This window comes from Dethiosulfovibrio salsuginis (assembly GCF_900177735.1).
Lineage (GTDB): Bacteria > Synergistota > Synergistia > Synergistales > Dethiosulfovibrionaceae > Dethiosulfovibrio > Dethiosulfovibrio salsuginis.
Genome location: NZ_FXBB01000001.1, coordinates 258,159 through 276,056 on the forward strand (window position 1 = coordinate 258,159; position 17,898 = coordinate 276,056).

A 17,898-nucleotide genomic window follows, 5' to 3' on the forward strand; every position below is an offset into this window, starting at 1 on the left:
AGATCTCCAGAAGGGGAGCTTAAAGTCTAGGGACAAAGCCTATCCCTGAAAGGACCATATCCATAGTCTCTCGGGCCACCACCCTGGCTTTTTTGGCCCCTTCCCTCAGGACATCCTCTAACGTATCCTCCTCCGCCTCGTATCGGGCTCTTCGTTCCCAAACAGGGCTCATAGTGGCGACGACGTGTTCTTTCAGGGCCTTTTTACACTGGACACAGCCGATAGAGCCAGCGAGACAGCCTGCCTTTAACTCCTCCATCTCCTCATGATCGTCGTTAAAAACCTTATGTATATCCCAGACCGGGCATTTTGCGGGGTCACCGGGATCGGTCTTTCTCTGTCTAGCGGGATCGGTGACCATAGTCCGTAGTTTATCCCACATCTCTTTCTCGCTATCCGCTATATTTATGCTGTTTCCGTAGGACTTGCTCATTTTCCTGCCGTCGGTGCCGGGCACCTTAGGGGTAGGGGTGAGCAGTGTATCGGGCTCGGGGAAGATATCGCCGTAGAAATGGTTGAACCTCCGGGCTATCTCTCTGGTTATCTCCAGGTGAGCCGACTGATCCTCCCCTACAGGAACCACGTTAGACCTGTAGAGAAGTATATCCGCCGCCATAAGCACCGGATACCCTAAAAAGCCGAAGTTACTCAGATCCTTATTCTGTATGTTTAGGATCTGTTCCTTGTAGGTAGGATTTCTCTGGAGCCATCCTAAAGGAGTTATCATGCCCAGAGCCAGAGAAAGCTCGGAATGCTCAGGAACGTGGGACTGGATAAAAATGGTCGATCTTTCAGGGTCAAGCCCTACGGCCAGCCAATCCAGCATAACCTCCTTACAGTTTTGGCTTATGATAGAGCTATTGGCGTAATCGGACATCATAGCGTGCCAGTCCACTATACCGTAAAAACAGCTATAAGCGCTATCCTCCTGGAGCTTCATCCAGTTAGTAAGAGCTCCTGCCATGTGACCAAGATGGAGCTTTCCCGTAGGTCTCATCCCGCTAAATACCCTTTTTTCCATGCTAACATACTCCCCCTTAAATACCCCTAAAAGATCAAACCTGACACCTCTGGTATAGGCAATAAAACCGTCTCAAGACCGGACGCCTTTGAGACGTTATCGGCGAGATCGGCCATAGTGGCCCACTCCATCTCTCCGTGGTCTACCTGTATAACCGAAAGCCCGGAGAAAAGGGCATCCTGGATATCATGATACTTCAAATCCGCCGTAATATACACCTGGGCGCCGGAGGCAAAAGCTTTTTTCCATAAAGAGGCCCCTGAGCCACCGCACAGGGCGACTCTGGTAATATCCACAGGAGCTCCCCATACCCTGGCGAAGGACAGATTCCATCGGGATTTTATCAGCTCAACGAGGTCAAAAACAGGGATAGGGGATGTATTGCCGACCGCCCCATCCCCCCATTTATCGCCGATCCCAGGGACCAAAGGGATAATATCGGTCAACCCTATAGACCTAGAGAGGGACACGTTTGTCCCGTAAGGAGAGCTGTCCCAGTTAGTATGACAGCATATCGCCGACATGTCTCGGGAAATCAGCTCCATCAAAGCCGAACCTACCGGATTATCCGGTGAAACAGCTCTGATCGGCGAGAAAATAAGAGGATGATGGGTCAAAAGACAATCGCACCCCTTTGAATTCGCCATCACCACCGATTCCACCGTAGGATCCAGAGCGACAGCCACTTTAGCGACCTCGCCGGACCTGGACCTTACGGTAACGCCGCAGTTATCCCAATCCTCCGCCCAGTCGGGAGACGCTACGGAGCTAATGGAGGACATAAAATCACCTATTCTCAAAAGAGACACCTCCTATGAAATAAGGTATGCCGGTAATTGAATATAAAAAAAGCCGCTCCCGCAGGAACGGCTTTAACTCTTGGTGGGCCCACCAGGACTCGAACCTGGAACCTTCCGGTTATGAGCCGGTGGCTCTGACCAGTTGAGCTATGGGCCCTGAACGACGAAGATTATACTCCCTGCTCTCCTATATTTCAAGAGGCAGTTTAAAAAAACTACTCCTCGACGATAATACAGCAGACGGGACAGCTATCCTTTGCTTCATGGACGCAATCCGCTCCCTCCGGGCGAATGACTCTGGCTATTCCCTTGGCCTCGTCAAGGGTAAAGGCATCTGGACATATCTGGACACAGACACCACATCCGATGCACTTCTCACCATCTATACTGACCCGCATAAAGGCACCCCCTCACAGTGAGGGCATTCTATACCATTGTCCTCAGGACGTCAAACCCCTTGTATACAAGGAAGACGGTACGACCCTGGCTCCCTCGCCGGACATATTGAGGGAAAGCAATGAAGAATACCGCTCAACCGCTTTTTTTATCGGCTCTATGGAGGCTATAAAAACCCCTATGCCGACCAGTTCAGCCTTAAACTCGCTGACGACCTGACACATACCGGAGGCGGTGCTTCCGCCTCTCATAAAGTCGTCGATAACCAGAACCCTGCTCCCCTGAACTATCTGTTTCGTGCCCATATACATGGCCCTGACATCGCCGGTCTGAGTGGCAAAGTGGACGCACACCGCAGGGCCATCGCTAGCCCTGTTTCTGAATCGACAGACCGCAAGGGGAACACCTAGGATCTGGGCGGTCGCCATCCCTAGAGGAATTCCCTTCACCTCCGAGGTAACGACCACGTCAGGATACTTATCGTAAAAATCGGAAGCCAGAACGAGCCCCAGCTTCCATGCGTAGGTAGGGTTGAAAAGTATATCGCCGTAGTATATCAATCCACTAGGAAGGAGCCTGTCATCATGGGACAGGGTCTCCGATATATCGGAGAGAAAACTCTCCCTGTAATCATCGGACATAAGGGGAACGAAAGAAGCTCCGCCCGCCCTTCCTCTATCCACCTTTATTCGTCCCAACCCCTCTTGCTCGATAGATCGGTCTATAATCGAGATATCGTCGCTTATAACCGTCTTCGACACGTCAAAGTCCTCCGCCAAGGAGGTTAGAGAGATCTGGCCCGAAGGACAGGTCAGGAGCCTGGAGGCTATCCTGATCAACCTGTCGGTTTTATTCCCCTTCATAGAAAGTCCATCACTCCAAAAATATAATTTTTTCCACGCAACCTATCCCATCGAAACTCCTGAAGAGCTCCGATGAGGGTAAGTTAAAATCATAAAGGGCAAAAACAGAACTGCCACTCCCGCTTATGCCCCAGGCGACGGCACCCGATCGGTCACAGGCGTCAAAAAGAGCCTCATACTCTCGGTGCATGTCGGTCAAAGGTGCGATAAAGTCGTTAGGAAGAAGGCCAACCTTAAGCCCCGCTCTGAGCCGTCCTAGGACATCCAGGGCCTCCAGCTCACCATCCTCCTCCGAAAGAGGCCAGGAATCGGGGGCATAGAGATCGTCAAGCAACCGGTAGGACTCGGCGGTATTGCACCTCCACTTGGGAACTATCAACACCGACCGAAGGGATATATCCTCCATCGGAGCAAAAGTCTCCCCTATGCCTGAGACCATAGCTATACGATCGTCGGAGGCCATAAACGGAAGATCGGCCCCTAAAGGGGAAATATCCCATACCGAGGGAAGATCAAAAAAAGCGGTAGCCCATTTTAGAACCGCCGCACCGTTTCCGGTCCCAGCACCTAGGCCGGTTCCAGGAGGCACGACTTTGCTTATGGAAACGGAAAGAGGGGGAATAGAAACCCCTCTTTCCCTTAAAAAATCTATTACCTTTTGAACCAAGTTAACGTCGGAGATCTTCACCTCCGACATAGCGACCCTGTCCTCCATGCCCTCCATGCCCTCTGGCAATATCTCAAGGGAGAGACGCTCTATCGGTGGGAGTTTTTTAAAGACCGACACCAGACGATGATATCCATCCTCTCTAGTGCCGACGATCCTCAAGGTCAAGTTTATCTTTGCCTCACTGGCTAAACCCCAAATCAATTTAATCCCCCGACTCCTGGAACTCCACTTTATCGCTATCGACCAAAACCATCTCCAGCTCTTTGGTCAGAAGCTCGGCATAGCTGAAGGAAATCTTGCTGTGCTGAGACTCAACGTACAGTGTGAAAAGACACGGGTAGGTCTCTATTATGATACCCTGTCTCTCCTCCGCTTTTCGACGCCCTTTCGTGGCGCGATACCTGACCGTGTTTCCCTTGTATCGGGCCACTCTCTGGCGAATCGACTGAATAGAGTACACCATGAGAACCCTCCTTATCCTAAAGGAACAGAAGGATTATACCATACCTAGCAAAAAAATTCAAACTTCTTTATCCACCTAAAACTATCCTCTTATCTCCGACTCGCCGAGTTACCCCTTTACCGTCGAGATATTCCAGAAGAGGCAGCACAAACTTACGGCTACTGCCGGTAACGTCTCTCACGGAAGCTATAGTTATGCCGCCATCGACCTCCCTAAGGGCTTGGAGGAGCCTTTTTTCCACCTCGGAGGAAAGGAGGAACGTCCCGTCGACCACCACCGCCAGCCCCATTCTCTTCAAATCCTCCACAAAGCGATAAAAGGCCTTTTTGTCCATGCCCAGTCTCTCCTGACACTGTTCCAGTGTCGGTGGCTGAAAACCCGCCTTATCGCAGATAGACTGGATTGCCCCAAGGGACCGGTTGAAGCTATCGTCGTCCTTTTTCTCAAATCCCTTGGACGCCACAAAACCACCTCTGTTCTCAACGGCACCTCGGGCGACCATATCCTCCACAAGCACCTTACCGAGCTTTCTATCTACGTCCTTAAAAACAGAGTTAATTAGCTTATCGAGGGGCATTCCATCCTGGTTAGGGTGATCCTTGTGAAAACCCTGGACCTCACGAAAAACGAGCTCCTCTATTCTGTGCAGTTCATCGGAGGACAGCACCATGCCGTTTCCGACCTTGAGAAGGGATATGCCTCTGGACTTCAGAGACAGGAGCATATCGGTCAGCCCTTTCCTGGTCTCCTGGGTCTGAACTATGAGATCGTCGAAAGGGATCTTTCCGTAAAAGTCCACCAAAGCGGCTATTCTGGCCTCTCTGGAGGTCACCGAGGCTAAACGGGAAAGCCTGGCTACAGACGCCTCCCTGGACCTTCTGCCATGGGCCTTTCGCCCGTAAGGGGAGAGAATATCCCCTCCTCCTATAGTCCGAAGGGGGCTGTAAAATCTGATCACGTATTTCTGACAGAGAGAGGCCACCACCGGCTCCTCCAGCACAAGCTGGGCGACGGCGGATTCTCCGGGCAAAAGCTCCTTTCTATCCAGGAAAGCCACCCTGCCGAGGACATCGGATGTGCCCATATGGATCCTGACCCTCTGCCAGTGAGACACTCCCTCAGAGACCTCTGGAAGCAACCTCAAAGACACATCGAGACAGGTAGAGGGCCTGAAAACTCCGGCGGCACAGACCACATCACCTCTGTTCAGCTGGTCTATGGAAAGTCCCGCAAGGCTTATGGCGATTCTCTGACCGGCCTGAGCTGAGTTGACGGAGGACTTATGGACCTGAATGCTCCTGACCCGACTATCCAGCTCTCCTGGCAGAATCTCCACCTCCTCTCCCTGAGACACCGTTCCTCTGTAAGCGGTTCCGGTGACCACCGTCCCAAAACCGGCTACAGGGAAAGTTCGGTCTATAGGCATAAAGAAAGCCCCATCCCTTTCCCTGGGAGAGACAACGTCCACCATTCGCTCCATCTCCTCAAGGACCTTATCCAGGTTTGTCCCGGTGACAGAAGATGCCGGAATGATCGGCTTTTCCTCCAAAAAAGTGCCTTTTACCAGATCTCTAACGTCCTCGGTAGCCAGCTCGATCATCTCGTCGTCCACGGTATCCGACTTAGACAGGACAACAAAACCTTCCTGGACACCCAGCAACTCGAGAATATCCAGATGTTCCCTGGTCTGAGGCATTACCCCCTCGTCGGCGGCCACCACCAGGACGACTCCGTCCAGCCCAGAGGCTCCGGCCACCATCTGCCTTATGAATTTCTCGTGACCTGGCACGTCGACCAGACTTATGACCCTATCGCTAGGAAGGGTCAGTGGAGCAAAACCTAGCTCTATGGTTATCCCTCTTTTTCGCTCCTCCGAAAGTCGATCGCAGTCCACACCGGTCAACGCCTTAACGAGACTGGTCTTGCCGTGATCTATATGACCGGCGGTGCCTACTACCAGAGAAATTTCCTGTTTCATATAAAGTCCTCCTTTACTATGGAGGAAAGGGCGTCAAACACCCTCTCGTCGTCGCCTTTCAGCAAAGTTCGACCGTGTATCATCAAAGCTCCGTCCCTGGCGCCTGCGACTATAGGGGTCTCCCGTTTTCTGAGGGCCTCCTGGAGAGAACCGGCGCTGAGAGAACCGACTCGAAGGGAGACCGCCCAACCGGGAAGATCTCTGCCGGGATAGGCCCCTCCTCCTACAGCGTCCGCCACCTCCACTACGTCTATAGAGCCGTCGGGCATAACCGACCTCAGCTTACAGGCTAAGTTCTCACAACGGCCCTTCAGATCTTCACTGGATATGGTCAACATGGCGACGGTAGGGATCTTTGAAGAGCTTCCCTTCAGGTAGAGCCTCAACGTAGCCTCCATAGCGGCTAGGGTCATCTTATCGCACCTCAAAGCTCTGAGAAGAGGGTAGGTCCTTATCCTCTCTATGAGGTCTCTCTTGCCGACGATGCCTCCTATCTGAGGACCGCCTAGGAGCTTATCGCCGGAGAAGGTCACCAGATCTACTCCCGACTCCAGACACTCTCGAACGGTGATCTCCCCCTCAAGGCCTGAACCCGAAAGGTCCGCCAGGACGCCGCTTCCGAGGTCCTCCATGAAGATAACCTCCCTCTCCTGGGCCAGTGCGGCAAGCTCTTCTCTGGGGACCTCCTTGTGGAACCCCACTATCTTGAAGTTCGACGGATGGACCTTCATAATCATAGCGGTATCGTCGCCTATGGCTCCGGCGTAATCTTTCAGATGGGTCCTGTTGGTGGTTCCAACCTCCACCAGCTTTGTACCGGAGAAAGTCATTATGTCCGGTATCCTGAAAGAACCGCCGATCTCCACAAGCTCTCCTCTGGAGACCACCGCCGATCTCCCCGACGAAAGGGCGGCCAGACAGAGAAGCACCGCCCCGGCGTTGTTGTTGACCACCACCGCCGCCTCCCCACCGGTTACCCGACAGAGAAGGGACTCTACGTGGGAATTTCTCTGTCCTCTCTCTCCGGCCTTAAGGTCGTACTCTAAGGTGCTGTACCCTCGGGCCACCTGATTTACCGCGTCTACAGCCTCCTCCGCCAGACAGGATCGGCCTAGATTCGTATGGACCACGACGCCAGTAGCGTTTACCACCGACCGAAGGCTGGACCGTTTGTAAATATCCATGCTCTCGTCCAAAAGCACGAAAAAATCGTCTCGACGGAAGGAATCAAGCTCACCGGACAAAATGGCCTTTCTAAGGCCATCGAGAAGGGAGGAGCAGATCTCTTTCATCACATCTCTCTCCACCAAATCGCCGTATCTAAGGCATCTCTCATCGCTGAGGACCTTTTCCATCGAAGGGATTTCCCTCAACAACACGTTGAATTTTCCAGACATAAAAGTCACCATCCTATGTTTGTAAACGCTATTTTTACCTTACCCATCCGGTAATGATATAATTTCTACGACGTTATGGAAAGAACCTGAGACCTTTTACAGGGCGGGGAAACTCGTTTCAGTTCCCCGGAACTAAAGACAGGAGGTTTGGATCAAGATGAACACAGTTGACGCTAGAGGCAAGCAATGTCCCCAACCGGTGATGATGACCAAAAAGGTCATCGAAGAGGGAGCCAAGGAGATAAAGGTTATCGTTGATAACCCTATAGCAGGTCAAAACGTATCGAGGATGCTAAAAAGCAAGGGGTTCGACGTAATACTGGAGGCGGAAAACGACCTGGATATAGCGGTAACAGGCATGTTAGGGGATAAACCGGCAAAGGAAGATCCTCAGCCTGTCCAGAACACCTATACCTGCCCTTCCGATGGAAAGGCCAAAATCGCCGTTCTGATATCCAGAGATATCCTAGGCGGGGCGGACGTAGAGCTAGGGGAGGTCCTGATAAAAGGCTTTCTGGGAACGGTACATCAGCTCGACCAACAGATACTACCACAGACCGTCGCCTTTATGAACGAAGGGGTCAAACTGGCCCTAAAGGACAGCTCTACCTGCGAAAGCCTTTTGGAGCTCGATAAAAAAGGCTGTCGAATACTGGTCTGCGGCACCTGCGTAAACCATTTTGGCGTCTCAGATCAGGTTGGAGTCGGAGAGATATCCAATATGTTCGATATAACCGAGGCCCTGCTCAAAGCGGATAAAATCCTCTCACTTTAGAGCATATCTAGAAACTCACCTTCGAGTCCCCTCGGAGAGACCGTCCCGCCTGCGCCCTGTTTCGCCCAAGCGTATACTCGACCTGCCTGTTCCGTACGAACCGCCTCGGAGGGCACGTCCTGTGCCCCCTCGACTTGGGGCGACGTCCTGTCGCCCCATCCGTACTCAAAGGCGGCATGTCGAGTATACGGGCTCAAGTGGGCTCCGTCGGAACGATCTCTCCGAGGATCAGGGCTTCTATAGGTTCCCTTTAGACATAAAAACAACGGAGACCGAGCCCTAGGGCTCGGTCTCCGTTGTTTTAGCCTGTAAAACCCCTCAGATTTCTGCCGGAGAAGATCTCCAGCATCTCCGACTTTATCTTATCGGTGATGATCTTCCTCTTGGACGGCCTGATATCCTCCGCACTGACGTGAAACAGGTAGTCGTCGAGCTCAAAGTCTCTGAGCATCATCCTGGTACAGAACAGGTTCTCCTGATAGACGTTGACGTCGTACATATTGTAGCGATATCTGGTGTCTTTGGAGATAAAGTCCTGAATGGAGTTTATCTCGTGGTCTATAAAGTATTTGTTTCCCTCAACATCTCTGGTGAATCCCCTAACCCTGTAGTCTATACAGGCTATATCGGGATTAAAACGGTGGAGCAGGTAGTTGAGGGCCCTGAGAGGGGATATCCTCCCACAGGTGGAGACGTCTATATCCGCCCGAAAGGTGCTTATGCCGTTGTCGGGATGTTGCTCCGGGTAGGTATGGACGGTTATATGGCTCTTATCGAGGTGACCTACCACCGTATCGGGAATAGGCCCCGGCACCGCCTGACCTCGCTCGGACTCGCTGCCTCTCAGCTCCGGAGGAACAGGCTCTTCGGCAATCAGGATGGTGACACTTGCCCCCTGAGGCTCGTAATCCTGCTTCGCTACGTTGAGCACCGTAGCCCCTATTATATCCGCCACATCGCTTAATATGGACGTAACCCTGTCGGCGGAATACTCATCGTCTATGTACTTTATGTACTCCCGCCTTTCCACCAGGCTCTGAGCGTAACATATATCGTAAAAGTTAAAGCACAGGCTCTTGGTAAGGTTGTTAAAACCGTAGAGCTTTATTCTGTCTTCCATGGGACACCTCCCAGATACGAGAAAAAAATCGACGTAAAAACGCCGCTCTCCAGACCATCGACCACATCAAAGCTAAAAAAGCCTCATTCCAAGGCCCGTTCGACGGTTCTTTCTAACCCTATCGGGCACGAAAGATGCCTCCATCTTCCTCTCGGTCCACCTGGCTAGGCGGATAAAGGGATACCCCAGAAGGAAGTAGATTGCGGCGACTATGATTCCCGTGCCGAAATAATCGTAGTAGGTGGTGGCTATCTGGCCATAGGCCTTAGTGAGATCGACGAGAGTTATAACCGAGACCAAAGAGGAATCTTTCAGCAGGGATATAAAGTCGTTGGTCACAGGGGGGAGGACCATCCTCACAGCCTGAGGGACGACCACGTGCCTCAGGGCCTCCCGTCTGGTCATGCCCAGACCTAAAGCGGCCTCCATCTGGCCTACAGGCACCGACATAAGGCCAGCCCTGTAGATCTCCGCCTCGTAGGCGGCGTAGTTCATGCCGAGGCCGATAACCCCAGCCATAAAGGGACTCAGCTTTATGCCTACGTTAGGAAGGCCGTAGAAGATAAAGAACAGCTGTATCAGCACAGGAGTCCCTCTGACTATCTCAACGTACCACATAGATAGTGTGGACAGAGGAGGGGGGCCGAAGACCCTGAGAAGGGCCAGCATCAAGCCAAAGAGTACCGCCAGAACCATAGAGATCACCGAAACCTGCATGGTCGTCACAGCGGCCTTGCCCAGTTTAGGCATAAAGGAAAGATACCTCTTGACCTTATCAACCCCTGAAAGTGATGTGCTATGGGACTCCAGCCACTTGTCGTACATCACAGGAGCGGTCCTGGAGGGACCGACGTCGTGGAACTCTCCGGCGACCATAGGGTTCCAAAGACCCCATCGCTCCAAAATCGCCCGGAGTTCTCCACCGTCTCTCATATCGGTTACCGCCTGGTTTACCAGAGCCAATAGCTCGGGGTTATCGTTAGGGACAGCTATACCGTACTCTATCTTTCCTATAGGCCCTCCGACGAACTTGACCTCCCTCATAGGCCCTCCGTAGTAGAGGGCTATAGGAGCGTCAAACAGGGTACCGTCGAGCCTGCCGTTGGCCAGATCGGTATAGGCGTTTATCTCATCGGCATAGGTCCTGATATCCACGTCTCCCAGGGTTTCCAGAACGTACTGAGAGTAGGACTGTTTAAGGGTGCCTATAATTTTACCTTTACAATCCTCCAGATCGGTGATATCGAAGTTGTCCCTTCTGACCGCTATCTGTAGATGGGTAATATAGTAGGGAACGGAGAAATCAACTACATCCTGGTGTTCTGGGGTTATCTCAAGACCGTTTATGGAGACATCGTAAAGTCGCCTCTCCAGGCCCGGTATCAGGTTATCCCATCCGTTTTGGACGAACCGAGCGTTTAGACCCATCCGACCGGCTATAGCCTCTATGATCTCCACCTCGTATCCTATGAGATGGTTCATATCGTCTGGATCCTGAAACATATAAGGTGCTCCGCCTTCCGTATCGCCACCCCATCTAAGTTCACCTGGTTGAGCGGTTAAAGAGGCGAAGGCAGGAAAAGAGCAGGACAAAAAAGCCAAGACCAGCAACAAACGGCGCATCATACCACCCCCGCTAGATGACGGAGAAAATCCTTGGTCCTATCGTTCACCGGATTTGAGAATATCTCATCTCCGTCAGCGACCTCGACTATCTCTCCTTGGTCCATAAAGACCACGTAATCCGAAGCATCTCTGGCGAAATGCATGGCGTGGGTCACCACGACCTGGGTCATACCTTCAGAGTCGAGATCCCTCATAACCTGAAGGACTTCCCCGACAAGCTCTGGATCCAGAGCTGAGGTAGGTTCATCGTATAGCATCACCTTAGGGGCCATCGCAAGGGCTCTGGCTATAGCCGCCCTCTGAGCCTGGCCACCGGAAAGGGTGACCGGATATCGGTTGGCGTAACCTTTAAGGCCGACCTTCTCCAGCAACCTCAGTGCGCTATCCTCCGCCTCGTCTTTAGGGGTCTTCTTCACCACCACAGGGGCGAGCATCACGTTTTCAAGGACCGTCTTATGGGGAAACAGGTTGAACCCCTGAAAGACTATGCCGACTTCCTTTCGCATCTCGTGGGCTGCCTCCATAAAGGAACGGGTTATAGCCTGATCGGACAAAGATCGGGACAGAGTAACCCCAGCGATCTCGATTCTCCCGGAATCGAGATACTCCAGACCGTTAAGACATCGGAGAAAGGTCGACTTGCCACAGCCCGAGGGGCCTATAATGGAGACTAGGTCGCCTTCTTTGATGGTAATGGACACACCTCTTAAAACGTGCTCGTCTTCAAACCTCTTGTGGAGACCCTCAACAGTGATGAGGACCTCGCTGTTCTTTTCCAATTCCTTCTCACTCTCCTTGAGTTCAACGATTTCCCCCTTCCGGGGAACAGGGCGTAGTATGACATAAAAAAGGGAATTCATAAAGGGGTAGGGTGAAAAAGCGGCAGAAAACAGGTCTATTCCCCGCCATCACCGCTGGTCACGGCCTAAAGAGATTTATGAAGCGCCGTGACCTCTCCATCGGGCGACACGTATCGAACCTCACAGGGTATATGACATCCTGTCACATCGTGAACCACGTGTCTGATCGTCCTCACCAAGGCTCGTACGTCCTGGGAGGTGGCGTTGCCCAGGTTTACCGTAAAATTAGCGTGTCTATGGCTGACCTGGGCATCCCCTATCCTGAGGCCCTTAAGACCGCACATCTCTATAACCTTCCCCGGAGGTCCCCATTCCCTATGGATATACGGATCGTTGCTGAAGACCGAACCGCAGTTAGGCTGAGAGAGGGGAAACTTCGCCTTTCTCTCCCGAAGCACCTGGACCATTTCCTCTCTGACCGACTGGACATCCGAGGGGATCAAGGACAGCTGAGCCTCAAGGACGATCTTGGAGGTATCCTGAAAACAGGAAGTCCTGTAAGAAAACCCGCACTCCGAGCCCTCCAGTCGATCCACCTCTCCATCTCTATTCATATAGGTCACCCAATCGACGATCTGACCTATATTCTGCCTCAAACTACCGCCGTTCATGGCGACCACCCCACCTAAAGTACCTGGGATACCGACCATATGCTCAAGTCCCGACAGCCCTAAAGACGCCGATCTCCGAGCCAGAGAGGGAATCCACACCCCAGCGTAGCCCCTAACCTTTTCGCCGTCGAAAGAGGCCTGGGAGAAGGACCTTCCCAGCTTTATAACCGCCCCTCTGATCCCTTGGTCGTCAAAAAGGAGATTCGACCCTCGACCTATCACCACCCAAGGAACCTCGCAATCGTTGAGGATGCCTACCGCCGCCTTAATATCCTCCACCGAACGAGGCTCGATAAAAAGGTCCGCCGGACCACCGATCCTCCAGGTGCAGTGATCTTTAAGGCTTTCTCCCTCTACGACGGGGACCTTTGCCTCCAGAAGCCGACTTAGCGTTTTTCTCAAATCCACCCCTCCTAACTGGAACAGAGCCCTTCTCGGGCCTAACGAGACAGTTTTCTCCAAAACCTATCAGATCCTCTCTGCCGCACATTCTCAGAGCCTCCAGGACAAGCTTTCGATTTTCCGGCCTGTTGTACTGGAGAAGGGCCCTCTGAAGGGCCTTCTGGTGGCCGGTTTTAGCCACGAATATGCCCCTCCCTGTGGAGGGATCGATCTCGGTGTAATACATACAGGTCGAAAGGCTCCCTGGGGTCGGTATAAAATCCTGGACATGATCGGGCACATGGCCTAAATCCCTCAGTAACTCCGCCAAGGCCACAGCGTCTTTCAAAGTAGCCCCAGGATGGCTGGATATTAGGTAGGGAATCAGAAACTGCTTCCTGTTGATTTTGGCGTTGATCCTGTCGAAAATGGCCTTAAACCGCAAAAAGACCTCTATAGAGGGCTTTCCCATCAGAGACAGCACCGAAGGAGAACAGTGCTCCGGGGCCACTTTCAGTATACCGCTGACGTGGTCCCGGCAGAGCTCCTCCAGAAACTCCCTGTTTTTGCCCGCCAGGATATAGTCGTACCTGATACCCGACCGGATAAACACCTTCTTAACCTTAGGCAACCCCTTCAGCTTCCTGAGGAGCTCCAGATAGTCCCAGTGGTCACAGTCGAGACCGGGACAGGGCTCTGGAGCCAGACAGGACCTATGGGCACAGGTCCCCTGAGAGAGCTGTTTTTTACAGGAGGGATGGCGAAAGTTGGCCGTAGGGCCTCCTACATCGTGGATATATCCCTTGAAAGAGGCCATCTCGGTCAGTTTTTTGGCCTCCTCCAGGATCGACCTATGGCTTCTTGCCTGGATTATCCTGCCCTGATGGGCCACGATAGCGCAGAAGGAACAGTCGCCGAAACAGCCTCTATGGCTCACTATGCTGAACCGGACCTCCTCTATGGCAGGAATCCCTCCGGCATCGTCGTACATAGGATGGGGCTCTCTGGCGTAGGGAAGGTCGTAGACGTGGTCCATCTCATCGGTGGACAGTGGCAGAGCGGGAGGGTTCTGGACCACCACCTTATCCCCGTGGGGCTGACAGACCGTCTTTCCTCTGATAGGGTCCTGCTCCCTGTCCCACAGGTCAAAGGCCCTGGCGAAGGCCCTTTTGTCCCGGACCACCTCGTCGAAGGAGGGAACCACTACCGAGCCTTCAGGACAATCGGAGGCCCTGTGACAGGTACCTCTTATCCCGGTGAGACTGGAGACGTCCTCTCCGTCTCTAAGCCTCTCGGCTATCTCCTTGATCTGCCTCTCCCCCATGCCGTAGATCAGCAGGTCCGCCCTGCTGTCGATCAAAATAGATCTACGGACCTTGTCGGACCAATAATCGTAGTGGGCCATCCTACGAAGGCTGGCCTCTATACCGCCTATGACGAGAGGTATGTCACCCCATAACTCTCTCACTATATTGCAGTAGACTATAGTCGCCCTGTCGGGCCTGTGACCCACCTCTCCTCCGGGAGAGTAGGCGTCGGTCCGCCTTTTGTTCCTGGCGGCGGTCAGTTTGTTCAGCATAGAATCCATGTTCCCCGCCGACACCAGAGCCCCTAACCTTGGACGGCCCATGGAGAGAAAATCCTCCCTGGTGCGCCAATCGGGCTGGGCCGCTATGCCAACCTTAAAGCCCCAGGACTCAAGGCAACGGCAGATCACCGCCGGGCCAAAGCTAGGGTGATCCACGTAGCCGTCGCCGCTGATGTAGAGAAAGTCCAGCTCCGACCAGCCTCTTAGGTCCATATCCCGTCGACTCACGGGCAAAAACCGCCCACTATCGCTCATCTTCATCCCCCCATAAAAGGGCCTCCCAAAGGGCGTTAGCTATTCTCATGCCCTTTGGGGTGAGCCTGACAACCGGGCCATTCCTCTCGATACAGGAGGACGGAAAACCGGCTAAACAGCCCTCAAGCCTGCGGTACAGATCCTGGCCAAAATCCTCGGCGAACCGGTCAAGGTCCAGGCCAAAGGAGGTCCGAAGGGCCAGTATAGCCCTCTCCGACCCCTTTGCGGCCCCCTGAACTCTCTCGGTGTAATCCAGAGCCACCGAATCGTTCAGAGCCTGGGAGTAATCCCCAAGATCCCTGTGATTCTCGTACCTGAGGCCGCCTAGATATCCCCAGGCACCGGGCCCCAGGCCGAGGACCTCTCCGCCGGTCCAATAGGCCATGTTGTGCCTGCTCCACCGCCCCTCCTTGGCGAAGCTGGCTATCTCGTACTGGAGATATCCCTTTCTAGGCAGATACCACTGTGCCCAGCGGTAGTGGCCGTATCCGTCGAGCGCCTGGGTTGGAGGAACCTTACCCCAGAAGGACTGGGGCTCTATGGTCAGCTGATAAAGGGACAGGTGGTGGGGCCCAAGGTCGACCAAAGCCGACAGGCTCCTGTGCCACTTCCTGACCGACTGGCCCGCTAGGCCGAACATCAGATCGGCACTGACCTCGAAGCCAGCGGCCAAACAGGACTGAACCGCCCATATAGCTCTCTCCACGCCGTGAAGTCGACCGAGCCACTTAAGCTCGCCGTCGTCCAGGCTCTGGACCCCAACGCTCACCCTGGTGACACCTCTATCCCTCCACAGGGCCAGATGGTCGCAGGTCAGGCTTTCGGGGTTCGCCTCGACGGAGAACTCCTCAAGATCGCCTAGGTCGAAACTCCGGGATATCAGCTCAAAAAGGGTCTCCCACTGGCCGACCGACAGCACCGACGGAGTCCCCCCGCCGACGTAGATAGTCCTGACGGACGGCTTTTTCCCTGTGAAAGAACGCCAGAGCTCCGACTCTCTGGACAAAGAGGAAAGATATAACTCGACCTGATCTCCCGAAGGGACGGAGCTGTTGAAGGCACAGTAAGGACACTTGGACCGGCAGAAGGGCACGTGAATATAGACAGAGAGGGGCCTGGAAAGCCCCTCTCTGAAGGATACGTCATCTGGAATAGAAACCATTTCAGCTCTTGTCTTCATCCATATCGAGGAAAGACATAAAGGCATCGGGAGGAATGGAGACCTTACCGATCATCTTCATCTTGTCCTTGCCTTTCTTCTGCTTCTCCAGGAGCTTCCTCTTTCTGGTTATGTCCCCTCCGTAACACTTGGCCAGAACGTCTTTTCTCAGGGCCTTGACGTTTGACCTGACTATAACCTTTTTGCCCACCGATGCCTGAATGGGGACCTCGAACATCTGTCTGGGAATCAGGTCTTTTAGCTTTTTGACCGCGCTGTGACCTCGGTGATAGGCGTCGTCCTGGTGGCATATGAAGGAAAAGGCGTCCACAGGGTCGTGGTTTATGAGGACGTCCACCTTGACCAGATCGCTCTCCCTGAATCCCACCGGCTCGTAGTCCAGAGAGGCGTAGCCCCGAGAGACCGATTGAAGCCTGTCGTAGTAGTCCACTATGAACTCCGCCAGAGGGATATCGTAGACAGCCCTGGCCCTTTCGGGGGTTAGGTAGTCCATGGAGACAAAGACCCCTCTCTTTTCCTGGGAGAGCTGCATGACCTTGCCCACGTAATCGGAAGGAACGTACACCGTCAGCCTTATATAGGGCTCCGACACACTATCGACGTCCCCGACCTCAGGGTAGTCGGAAGGACGATGGGCCTCGATTTCCTTGCCTTTTTTGGTCACGATACGGTAGACAACGTTAGGGGCGGTGGCGACCAACTGGACGTCGAACTCCCTCTGAAGCCTCTCCCTGGTGATGTCCATATGGAGAAGCCCAAGAAAACCGCAACGGAACCCAAAGCCTAAGGCGGTGGAGTTTTCAGGCTCGAACTCCAAAGAGGCGTCGTTGAGCTTTAGCTTCTCAAGAGCGTCCCTGAGCTGAGGGTACTCCTCCCTGTCGACAGGGTAAAAACCGCAGTAGACCACCGGCTTTACCATCTGATATCCTGGAAGGGGGGTCTTCGCCGGTCTATCGTTTAAAGTGAGGGTATCCCCTACCCGAGCCTCGTCGAGAGTCTTTATGCTGGCGGTGATATAGCCCACCTCACCGACCCCGAGGGACTCCATAGGGGTGAGCTTAGGCTTAAAGGCCCCGACCTCCTCCACGGTGTACCGCCTGCCGGTGGCCATAAAGAGGACCGAGTCTCCCGCCTTTATCTCGCCGTCGACGACCCTTATATAGCAGATGATGCCTCGGTAGTTATCGTAGACCGAATCGAAGACCAGGGCCCTGAGAGGTCCTTCCGCCTCGCCGGTAGGAGGGGGAACCAAGGCCACCAGCTGGGCCAATGCCTCGTCTATGCCTATGCCGTTTTTCGCGCTGGCCAAGACGGCGTTTGAAGCGTCCAGACCTACAACGTCCTCGATTTCCTTTCGGATCTCGTCGGGCCTGGCGGAGGGCAAGTCTATCTTGTTAAGCACCGGAACTATCTCCAGGTCCAGATCTATGGCCTTATAGGCGTTGGCTAGCGTCTGAGCCTCCACACCTTGAGCTGCGTCGACCACCAGCAGGGCCCCTTCGCAGGCCGCCAGGGAGCGGGACACCTCGTAGCCGAAGTCCACGTGACCAGGGGTATCGATCAGGTTAAGGACGTACCGCTCGCCGTCGGGGGCGGTGTAATCCATCCGCACGGGAACCGACTTTATGGTGATACCTCTCTCCCTCTCAAGCTCCAGATTGTCCAGAACCTGCTCCTTCATGACTCTCTTGTCTATAGTCCCGGTGACCTCCAGCATCCTGTCGGCGATAGTGGACTTGCCGTGGTCGATGTGGGCTATGATGGAAAAATTTCTTATTCTCTTAGGGTCCATTAAAGACATACACCTCTCAAACTGAAGCCTCGCCTTCAAGGCGGGCTAGGAGAAATCAGGGAAAACTCCACCGATATCATACCAGACCTGGAGAAAAATCGCATCGACCAGAAAGGTTGACA

The 17,898-nt window shown here is 53.6% G+C and carries 16 protein-coding genes and 1 tRNA gene; 1 reads left to right on the forward strand and 16 read right to left on the reverse strand.

Annotated features, from left to right (window positions below; translation table 11 throughout):
* Window positions 1–19: 19 nt before the first annotated feature.
* The 9 genes from trpS to selA all read right to left on the reverse strand — a co-directional run bounded on the left by trpS (window position 20) and on the right by selA (window position 7,588).
* Window positions 20–1,021, reverse strand: coding sequence for a tryptophan--tRNA ligase (gene trpS, locus B9Y55_RS01350; protein ID WP_085543546.1), 1,002 nt, complete (start codon window positions 1,019–1,021; stop codon window positions 20–22).
* Window positions 1,022–1,047: 26 nt separating this feature from the next.
* A complete protein-coding gene (locus B9Y55_RS01355) occupies window positions 1,048–1,821 on the reverse strand; it encodes a Nif3-like dinuclear metal center hexameric protein (protein ID WP_085543547.1) in 774 nt (257 codons plus the stop codon).
* Window positions 1,822–1,901: 80 nt separating this feature from the next.
* Window positions 1,902–1,978, reverse strand: a tRNA-Ile gene (locus B9Y55_RS01360).
* Window positions 1,979–2,036: 58 nt separating this feature from the next.
* A complete protein-coding gene (locus B9Y55_RS01365; protein ID WP_085543548.1) occupies window positions 2,037–2,219 on the reverse strand; it encodes a ferredoxin in 183 nt (60 codons plus the stop codon).
* 42 nt (window positions 2,220–2,261) lie between these two features.
* Window positions 2,262–3,080: a phosphoribosyltransferase family protein gene (locus tag B9Y55_RS01370; protein WP_085543549.1), complete on the reverse strand. Its 819-nt coding sequence runs from the start codon at window positions 3,078–3,080 to the stop codon at window positions 2,262–2,264.
* Window positions 3,081–3,090: 10 nt separating this feature from the next.
* Window positions 3,091–3,951 carry a 4-(cytidine 5'-diphospho)-2-C-methyl-D-erythritol kinase gene (locus B9Y55_RS01375; RefSeq protein WP_085543550.1) on the reverse strand — a complete coding sequence of 287 codons (861 nt, stop codon included), beginning with the start codon at window positions 3,949–3,951 and terminating at the stop codon, window positions 3,091–3,093.
* 1 nt (window position 3,952) lies between these two features.
* Window positions 3,953–4,213, reverse strand: a complete 261-nt coding sequence (locus B9Y55_RS01380) for a Veg family protein (RefSeq protein WP_085543551.1) — start codon at window positions 4,211–4,213, stop codon at window positions 3,953–3,955.
* Window positions 4,214–4,280: 67 nt separating this feature from the next.
* Window positions 4,281–6,191, reverse strand: coding sequence for a selenocysteine-specific translation elongation factor (gene selB / locus B9Y55_RS01385; protein ID WP_085543552.1), 1,911 nt, complete (start codon window positions 6,189–6,191; stop codon window positions 4,281–4,283).
* Window positions 6,188–7,588 (reverse strand): L-seryl-tRNA(Sec) selenium transferase, encoded by a 1,401-nt coding sequence (gene selA, locus B9Y55_RS01390; RefSeq protein ID WP_085543553.1) that lies wholly within the window; start codon window positions 7,586–7,588, stop codon window positions 6,188–6,190. Before selA ends, selB begins: the two co-directional genes overlap by 4 nt.
* A gap of 157 nt (window positions 7,589–7,745) precedes the next feature.
* On the opposite strand from selA, the gene yedF reads away from it, so the two are divergent.
* On the forward strand, window positions 7,746–8,363 hold the full coding sequence (gene yedF / locus B9Y55_RS01395; protein ID WP_085543554.1) for a sulfurtransferase-like selenium metabolism protein YedF: 618 nt from the start codon (window positions 7,746–7,748) through the stop codon (window positions 8,361–8,363).
* Window positions 8,364–8,664: 301 nt separating this feature from the next.
* On the opposite strand, the gene speD is transcribed toward yedF, so the two are convergent.
* From speD to lepA, 7 genes are all read right to left on the reverse strand, one after another.
* The gene (speD, locus tag B9Y55_RS01400; RefSeq protein ID WP_085543555.1) at window positions 8,665–9,483 is read right to left on the reverse strand and encodes an adenosylmethionine decarboxylase; all 819 of its coding nucleotides are present in this window, start codon (window positions 9,481–9,483) and stop codon (window positions 8,665–8,667) included.
* 72 nt (window positions 9,484–9,555) lie between these two features.
* Window positions 9,556–11,109, reverse strand: coding sequence for an ABC transporter permease subunit (locus tag B9Y55_RS01405; RefSeq protein ID WP_085543556.1), 1,554 nt, complete (start codon window positions 11,107–11,109; stop codon window positions 9,556–9,558).
* Window positions 11,106–11,888: an amino acid ABC transporter ATP-binding protein gene (locus tag B9Y55_RS01410; RefSeq protein ID WP_085543557.1), complete on the reverse strand. Its 783-nt coding sequence runs from the start codon at window positions 11,886–11,888 to the stop codon at window positions 11,106–11,108. Before B9Y55_RS01410 ends, B9Y55_RS01405 begins: the two co-directional genes overlap by 4 nt.
* A 146-nt stretch (window positions 11,889–12,034) precedes the next feature.
* The gene (gene murB, locus B9Y55_RS01415) at window positions 12,035–12,982 is read right to left on the reverse strand and encodes a UDP-N-acetylmuramate dehydrogenase (RefSeq protein ID WP_085543558.1); all 948 of its coding nucleotides are present in this window, start codon (window positions 12,980–12,982) and stop codon (window positions 12,035–12,037) included.
* The gene (locus B9Y55_RS01420) at window positions 12,918–14,804 is read right to left on the reverse strand and encodes a YgiQ family radical SAM protein (protein ID WP_085543559.1); all 1,887 of its coding nucleotides are present in this window, start codon (window positions 14,802–14,804) and stop codon (window positions 12,918–12,920) included. Before B9Y55_RS01420 ends, murB begins: the two co-directional genes overlap by 65 nt.
* Window positions 14,794–15,966, reverse strand: a complete 1,173-nt coding sequence (hemW, locus tag B9Y55_RS01425; RefSeq protein WP_159448184.1) for a radical SAM family heme chaperone HemW — start codon at window positions 15,964–15,966, stop codon at window positions 14,794–14,796. Before hemW ends, B9Y55_RS01420 begins: the two co-directional genes overlap by 11 nt.
* A 1-nt stretch (window position 15,967) precedes the next feature.
* Window positions 15,968–17,776 (reverse strand): translation elongation factor 4, encoded by a 1,809-nt coding sequence (lepA, locus tag B9Y55_RS01430; protein WP_085543561.1) that lies wholly within the window; start codon window positions 17,774–17,776, stop codon window positions 15,968–15,970.
* Between the last annotated feature and the right edge of the window lie 122 nt (window positions 17,777–17,898).